The organism is Pseudomonas sp. GD03862, from assembly GCF_029840855.1.
GTDB lineage: Bacteria > Pseudomonadota > Gammaproteobacteria > Pseudomonadales > Pseudomonadaceae > Aquipseudomonas > Aquipseudomonas alloputida.
The window spans coordinates 1-7,523 of record NZ_JAOCDI010000085.1; the positions used below are offsets into that span (position 1 = coordinate 1).

8 protein-coding genes are annotated in these 7,523 nt (G+C 63.8%); 2 read left to right on the plus strand and 6 right to left on the minus strand.

Annotated features, from left to right (window positions below; all coding sequences use genetic code 11):
• The 6 genes from N5D53_RS27175 to N5D53_RS27200 form a co-directional block, all read right to left on the minus strand.
• The coding region (locus tag N5D53_RS27175) for a response regulator transcription factor (protein ID WP_279841107.1) at window positions 1-636 on the minus strand (636 nt) is incomplete at its 3' end.
• A 54-nt stretch (window positions 637-690) separates the two neighbouring features.
• Complete coding sequence (locus N5D53_RS27180; protein ID WP_279841108.1) at window positions 691-1,251, minus strand: PQQ-dependent catabolism-associated CXXCW motif protein; 561 nt, start codon at window positions 1,249-1,251, stop codon at window positions 691-693.
• A 313-nt stretch (window positions 1,252-1,564) separates the two neighbouring features.
• A complete protein-coding gene (locus N5D53_RS27185; RefSeq protein ID WP_010953586.1) occupies window positions 1,565-2,356 on the minus strand; it encodes an ABC transporter permease in 792 nt (263 codons plus the stop codon).
• Window positions 2,353-3,093: an ABC transporter ATP-binding protein gene (locus N5D53_RS27190; RefSeq protein WP_003254104.1), complete on the minus strand. Its 741-nt coding sequence runs from the start codon at window positions 3,091-3,093 to the stop codon at window positions 2,353-2,355. Before N5D53_RS27190 ends, N5D53_RS27185 begins: the two co-directional genes overlap by 4 nt.
• Window positions 3,090-4,079, minus strand: a complete 990-nt coding sequence (locus N5D53_RS27195) for a YVTN family beta-propeller repeat protein (RefSeq protein ID WP_279841109.1) — start codon at window positions 4,077-4,079, stop codon at window positions 3,090-3,092. The genes N5D53_RS27190 and N5D53_RS27195 overlap by 4 nt, the downstream gene beginning before the upstream one ends.
• A 30-nt stretch (window positions 4,080-4,109) precedes the next feature.
• On the minus strand, window positions 4,110-5,303 hold the full coding sequence (locus N5D53_RS27200; RefSeq protein WP_274140751.1) for an ABC transporter substrate-binding protein: 1,194 nt from the start codon (window positions 5,301-5,303) through the stop codon (window positions 4,110-4,112).
• A gap of 150 nt (window positions 5,304-5,453) precedes the next feature.
• Here N5D53_RS27200 and N5D53_RS27205 point away from each other — a divergent pair, with 150 nt between their 5' ends.
• The gene (locus N5D53_RS27205) at window positions 5,454-6,728 is read left to right on the plus strand and encodes a histidine kinase (RefSeq protein WP_274140749.1); all 1,275 of its coding nucleotides are present in this window, start codon (window positions 5,454-5,456) and stop codon (window positions 6,726-6,728) included.
• Window positions 6,728-7,366 carry a response regulator transcription factor gene (locus tag N5D53_RS27210; protein WP_274140747.1) on the plus strand — a complete coding sequence of 213 codons (639 nt, stop codon included), beginning with the start codon at window positions 6,728-6,730 and terminating at the stop codon, window positions 7,364-7,366. Before N5D53_RS27205 ends, N5D53_RS27210 begins: the two co-directional genes overlap by 1 nt.
• Window positions 7,367-7,523 lie beyond the last annotated feature (157 nt).

A 7,523-nucleotide genomic window follows, 5' to 3' on the forward strand; every position in this document is an offset into this window, starting at 1 on the left:
ATCGCCAGCACTGAGGATGGCTTGTACCCGGTTGTGCACATTGAGTTTGCGCAAGATCGCCGAAACGTGGGCCTTGACTGTGGTTTCGGCGATGTCCAGCGTGTAGGCGATCTGTTTGTTCGATTCGCCTTTGGTCATGCGCTCGAGCACCAGCAGTTGCTTGCGGGTCAGGGCCTGGAGCATTTCCGGCGGGAAGCTCGGGGCATCGTTATGGCGCCGGCTGGTACTGCTTTTTTGCGCGCGGATGATGTCTGGCGGCAGGTAGACGTTGCCATTGAGGATCTGCTCGATCGCTTCGATCATCTGTGAGCGTGGCGACGACTTGGTGATGAAGCCCACGGCACCGTAGGTAATGGCCTGCAGCACGATCTGCTTTTCCTGCTCGGCCGAAACGATGACCACCGGCGTGGTCGGCGCCTCGTTGCGCAGGGTGATCAGGCCGTTGAGGCCGTGCATGCCGGGCATGTTCAGGTCGAGCAGGATCAGGTCGAGGTCGTCATGCGCCTGGGTCAGGGCCAGGGCGCTTTCAAGGTCGGCGGTCTCCATGACCTCGCTGCCCTGGAAACCATCGCTGATGACATTGTGGATGGCTTCGCGAAACAGGGGGTGATCGTCGGCAATCAGAATTTTGTACATGGCCTTTTCACCTTGTTTTTATTGGATGGAGCGGGGCACGCATACGCAGGCATTTCAGGGGAACGGCACCGGTTGTGCCGGCTGCAATGGCAGGTTGGCTTGCTGCCAGGCATCCAGGCCGTCGCGGTACCAATACAGGTTGTTATAGCCCAAGGCTTTCGCGCGTTTTACCGCGTTCCAGCTTAACCAGCAATCGGAGCGGCAGTAAAAGACCAAAGGTTGGTCCGGGTGCCCGGCCGTGGCTTTTTGCAGGTTGCGCACGAAGTAGTCCTGCCAGGCCGGGTTCAGTTCGCCGTCGCCGGTGTTGGCCAGCCACAGGCTGCCGGGGAGGTTGCTGTGCGGTTCGTCTTCGATGAAGCGACCTTGCAGCCATTGACGGCGATAGACGTCGATCAGCACCGGCCGGGGCGTCTGGCCCAGCAGGCCTTGCAATGTGGCGGTGTCGACGACCTGGCCGCCTTCGACCTGTTGCGGGGTCGGGCTGCGATAGTGCGTGGTGCGATAGCCGTCGGCGGAGAACAGCGGCGCCGTGTCAGCCTGGGCGATACCTAGCGTCAGGCTCAGCGAAAGTACCGCCAGCAAAGGGTGTGGCAGCCGGGGCAGGGCACGTGGCATGGCGGTTTTTCCTTTTTGTTATGGACTCATTACATGCCAGTGGCGGTGCTTTGTGAATGCGACGATAGACAGTAAATGCAGTACTAAAGTAGTAGATGGCCGGGCGCCTGAAGGCATGGAGACGCCCAAGGTGTGGGGGCAACTGTCTTGCTCAATTTCTGAAAGCTGGCGCGATCCGTGTGGGAGCGGCCTTGCGTCGCGAAAGGGCCGCAAAGCGGCCCCCGGTTTCAGCTGCACCGCACACATGGCCGGGGCTGCTGCGCAGCCCAATCGCGACACAAGGCCGCTCCCACACGCGTTACACGCCAGGTTTTCAGCGCGGCTTGCGCAGCGCTGCATGCTGGGGGTTGAAGGTGAGGATCGCCAGCAGGGTGAACAATGCGGTCAAGCCCAGGCACACCGCCAGCGCCAGCAGGTTCAACCGCTCATAAAGTGCAAACCGCACCAGCTCTACGGCATGGGTGAACGGGTTCACAGCACACAGCCAGTACAACCACTGGCTGGCCTCGCGCATTTTCCACAACGGGTACAGCGCCGACGACAGGAAGAACAGCGGGAAGATCACGAAGTTCATCACCCCGGCAAAGTTCTCCAGCTGGCGGATTGCGTTCGACAGCAACAAGCCCAAGGCGCTGAGCATGAAGGCCACCAGTAGCAATGCCGGCAGCGCCATCAGCAAGCCCGCTGCCGGTGGTTGTACCCCGTATAACCAGGCGATGGCGAGGAAGGCATAGACTTGCAGCAGGGAAATCAATGAAGTTGCCAGCAGTTTGCTGCCCAGCAGGAACGGGCGTGGCAGCGGGCTGGTCAGCAACACACGCATACTGCCCATCTCGCGGTCGTAGACCATCGACAATGAGCCCTGCATGCCGTTGAACAGCAGAATCATGCAGGCCAGGCCGGGGATGATGTACACCTCGTAGGGGATGTAGGTGTCGTAGGGTTCGATGATGGCAATGCCCAGCGCTGCGCGAAAGCCGGCAGCGAATACCAGCAACCACAGCAGCGGGCGCACCAGCGCGCTGAGCAGGCGTGTACGCTGCAGCACGAAGCGCAGCCATTCGCGCAGCATGATGCCGTTGAAACATTGCCAGTAAGCGTTCATCGGGCGTTGGCTCCTGAGGGGGCGTTGGTCAGGCGGGCAAAGGCGTGATCGAGGTCACCGCCGTGCTCAAGGCTCAGCGCATCGGCGGTGCCACTGGCCACCAGGCGCCCCTGATGCAGAATCAACAGGTCATCGCTGGGCTGCACTTCGTCCAGCAGGTGAGTGGCCCACAACACACTGAGCTGCTGCTCGCGGCACAACCGGCGCAGGTGCTGGTTAAGCGCCAGGCGGCTGGCCGGATCAAGGCCGACGCTGGCTTCGTCCAGCAGCAGCAGGCGCGGTTCATGCAGCAGCGCGCGGGCAATTTCCACCCGCCGCCGATGGCCGATGTTCAGCTCACGCACACGATCGCGCCGGCGTTCGCCAAGGCCTTGGCGGGCAAGTTCGGCCTCGACCCGCAGGTGGCTCTGACGCCGCGACAGGCCATGTAAGGCGGCGTGGTAGCGCAGGTTCTGCTCAACGCTCAGGTCCAGGTCCAGGGTGCTTTGCTGAAACACCACACCCAGCTGGCGCAAGGCCGGGCGTGCAGCGTTGCGTAGCGAGCAGCCGCACACGCGGATGTCGCCATGCTGCAGGTCGTACAAGCGTGTGAGCAGGGCGATCAAGGTCGACTTGCCGGCACCATTGGGGCCCAGCAATGCGGCGAAGCGCCCGGGTGCCAGGCTGAAACCGACCTGCCGGAGTGCCTCGCGCTGGCCATAGGCAAAGCTCACGTCACTGACGTCGAGGGCGTTCATGGTGTCACCACCACGCCCCAGGGGTAGCGCCCGACCTTCACCGACTTGAGCACTTTGAGCTGCTTCGCATCGATGACCGAAACGTCACCGCTGACACCGTTGGTGGCCAGCAACTGGCGCTGATCCGGGGTGAATGCCAGCTGCCAGACCCGCCGCCCGACCAGCAGGTAGTCGAGCACATCAAAGGTCTTGGCATCGATCACCGCCACGTGATTGGCCGGGCCCAAGGCGACGAAGGCGTACTTGCCATCGGCGCTGAGCTTGATGCCCACTGGCTGGACTTTGTCCGGGTGCACGCCCTTGATCTGGAAGTTCAGGGTTTTCAGCACCTGGCGCGTGGCCACGTCGAGTATGGTCACCGTGCCGCCGATTTCTGCCGAGGCCCACAGGCGCGAACCGTCTTTGCTGAACTCGACGAAGCGCGGGCGCTGGTCGACCAGCGTGCTGTCGGCCAGGGTCTGGGTGCTGGTGTCGATCCAGTGCAGCATGTTGGTGGTTTCGCTGGTGTTGACCGCCCACTTGCCGTCGGGGCTGACCGCCATGCCTTCGGGTTCGATGCCGACTTCGATCTGCCCGAGCACCTTGTCGGTGACGGTGTCGATCACCGTCACCAGCGCATCGTCCTCGTTTGATACATACAGCCAGCGGTCGTTGGGGTGCAGGGCGAACTGCTCGGGGTCCTTGCCGGAAGGCAGCTCCTTGATGATCTTGCGGGTGGCCACGTCCATCACCTGCACCCGGTCCGAGTCGCTGGCGCAGATGTACAGCAGCTTGCTGTCGTGTGACAGCAGCAAGCCACGCGGGCGCTGGCCCACCGGCAGGGTTTCGGTGACTTCCAGCGTTTGCAGGTCGATCAGGCTGAGGCTGTTGTCCTTCTCGTTGGAGACCCAGGCGGTGGCAGCCATGGCGTGACTGCTGGCCAGCGCCAGGGCGCCCGACAGCAGGCTGGGGTAAAGCAGGGCCCGGTGGAAGAGGGGGCGGCGCATGGCGGATTCCTTATTGTTGTGGTTGTCGGGTCAGGGGTAGCTACACGTCACTTCGGGCTTGTCATAGCCCAGGCTGTCCATTTCGTTGAAGGGATGCAGGAAGCCCTCCTGCGGCGAGGTGCTGACCAGGGCGCGGGGCTGAACCAACGGGATCGGCTGGCGCAGTTCGCCGTTCCACGGGCGGTAACTGAGCTTGCGCCCCTTGAAGCCGTCCAGCGGCAACTGCTCGCTGAGCAGCAGTTGCTGAACCGCGCGAGGTTCGGCCAGGCGCAGCTTGCTGGCCGCACTGGCGACACTGCGTACAGCCATCCAGGCGGCGAAGTCACGGTCATTCATCCAGCGCCCGGCCTGGGCCTCGAAGCGTTTTTGCAACTGCGCCGCCCCGAAGGTTTCCACCGTCTTGTGCCAGCCCGTGGGGGTCAGGCCCTGGGTACCGGCCACCGGGCGTGGATACCACGTCTGGTAGGGCAGGTACTCGCCGAAGTCACCGCGCTCGTCTGCCACCAGTACCACGTCGTATTCGGCAGTCTGGGTGAACAGCGGCATGTCGGCCTGGGCGCTGCGGCGCTGGTCGTTGTCGAAGGTCCAGGTTTTTTTCGCGACCAGTTGCACGCCAAAACGCTTCACCGACCGCCGTAGGGCAGCGGCGTATGCCTGGTCGTCCGGGGTCTGGCCGACCACCAGCAATGCCCGTTGCCATTTGCGCAGTACCAGGAACTGCGCCAAGGCATCGGCCAGCATGGCCCGGCTCGGCAGGCTGTGCAGGACATTGCCCAGGCACTGGCTGCTGCGCAGGCTGTCGTCGGGGCTGCCGGCGTTGAACAGCAGGCTGTCGGGCAGGGCGGTAGACAGCGCGCGCAGGCTGGCGGCCGGGGCATTCACCACGAACAGGCGCAGGCCTTGTTCATGCTGGGCCCTGGCGGCTTGCAGCAGGGCCTCGGGGCTGTCGACATTGGCGCTGGTCAGCTGAAATTGCTGCTTCAGGAAGCGCCCGGTGCTGTTGCTGTCGACAATGGCCAGTTCGGCACCTTGGAGCCCGGCATCGCCGGGTTCGGGGATGACGTTGGACAGCAGCGGGCCAGCGGCGGGGCGATAACCCAGGTAGCCGATGCGTATGTGCAGCGGGGCTGCGGCCTGTCCCTGAGCGGCGGGCGCCAGGGGCGTAGCCAGTGTTGCGGCCAAGGCCAGCAGGCAGGTCAAGGCAAGGTGGGCAGGCTGGCGCATAACACACTCCAGGGCAGATGGCGCCAGCATAGGAAGCCCGCCGGGAGGGGGAAATATGCAGAAAGTAGCGCTCGGCCGGTACCAAGGTAGTAATTCAGTGCGCAGGCCGCAGTTTTACGATGGTCCACAACGGCCTGAGGAGAACCGCTTGTGCGCCTTGTCAACTTGTCGGCCCTGTGGCGAGTCAACCTCTGGGTCACGTTATGCTTCGCCTTGGTCGCGCTGGCTTGTGCCGGGGTGCTGTTGCACCAGGCGGTGGCCGACGTCGAGCGTGAGTTGCAGTCAGCCGAAGCCGTGGTGGCATACCTGGGCGACACCGCCGAACGCGACCCGGCAAACCTGCAGCCCGGCTTGACCAAGAGCCTGCGTCATGTGCGGGTGCACTGGCTGGCAGCGGGTGAAGTGCCAAGGCTGCCGCAAGAGGCCGGTATGGATGCCTGGCTTGGCCGCCAGTTGTTCGGCGAGCGCTACCACAGCAGCCGGCTGCTGGACTTGAGTGATGGCCGCCGCGTGTTGATTGCCGTGGATGCGCGGGATGAAATCGATGAAGTCTGGGACTCCCTGCAACAACTGCTTGGCGTTTGTGGCCTGGCGTTGTTGCTTAGCCTGTTGACCATCCGCTGGGCGGTACGGCGGGCCATGGGCCTGCTGGATGAGCTGCTGGGCGCCTTGCACCAGGTCTCAGGCGGGCAATTGACGGCACGCCTGCGCGAAGCCGGCCTGCCGGAAGCGCGCCAGCTGGCCAAACATTTCAACCGCATGGCCGCAGCCCTGGAGCAGGCCCAGGCCGACAATACCCAGCTGACCCAGGCCCTGCTGGCAGTGCAGGAGCAGGAGCGTACCCAGCTTGCGCAGACCCTGCACGATGATCTGGGGCAATACCTGGCAGGCATGCGTGCCCAGCTATGCCTGCTGCGTATGGTGGCCGAACAGCCTGAAGTGGTGACGCAGACGGCGCAGGCCCTTGAATTCAATTGCGAGCGCCTGCAGCAAGGTTTTCGCGCGCTGGTGCACAACCTGTATCCGGTGGCGCTGCACTACATGCCGCTGGCCGAGGCCTTCGGGCTGTTGGTGAGCCAGTGGCAGGCCAGCCAGGGCATCGAATGCCGGTTGCGGGTTGGCGAGCACTTGCCGACGCTGACTGGGCCGAGCAGAACGCATTTGTACCGCTTGCTGCAGGAGGCGTTGACCAACGTCGCCCGGCATGCCGGTGCCAGCCAGGTGCGGGTGCGCCTGCAGCGCAGTCCCAAGGGCTTGCGTCTGTTCATTCGCGACAATGGCTGCGGCGCCCATCAGCCCCAGCGCCCAGGGGTAGGCCTGCACTCGATGGCCGAGCGCGCCCGCAGCCTTGGGGGGGAGTTACGCATTTTCAGTCGCCCGGGGGGCGGCTGGGCGCTGGCCCTTAACATTCCCGAGGAGGTGTGATGAATATCGTGTTGGTCGATGACCACGCCGTGGTCCGCCAGGGCTACGCCAGCTTGCTGCGGGCGGTGCTGCCATTGGTGCAGGTGCGTGAGGCCGCCAGTGGTGAAGAGGCGCTGGCCAGGGTACAGGAGCAGGTGCCCAACCTAGTGATCATGGACTTTGGCCTGCCCGGTATCAGTGGCCTGGAAACCACCCGCCGCCTGCGCCAGCGCCTGCCGCAGTTGCGGGTGCTGTTTTTCAGCATGCACGATGAACTGCCGCTGGTGCGCCAGGCGCTGGATGCGGGGGCTTCGGGCTACCTGACCAAGAACTCGGCGCCCGAGGTGCTGATCGAGGCGGTGCAGCGGGTGTTGGCCGGGCATGCCTACATCGAGCAGCACCTGGCCACCCAGCTGGCTTGCCTGTCACAGCAAAGCACCAGTGACCCGCGGTTGCAGCGCATGACCCAGCGCGAACTGGAGATATTCACGATGCTGGCCAAGGGTACCCCGGCGCGGGTGATTGCCGAGCAGTTGTGTATCAGTGCCAAGACCGTGTCCAACCACCTGACCTTGCTCAAGAGCAAGTTGCAGGTCAGCTCGCATGCCGAGCTGGTGCATCTGGGGATTGATCTGGGGGTGGTGCGGGTGGCGGGGTGAGGTATTTCCTTGCACCTGTTGGGGCAGCGTCGCAGCCCACCGCGCACCACGGAATGTGTCCAGCCCCCGACATGTGTCTACCACCGATCTGTGTGTGTAGGAGCGGGTTTACCCGCGAATACGGTAGCGGCGGCAACAGTGAACGGCAGGTGGAAAT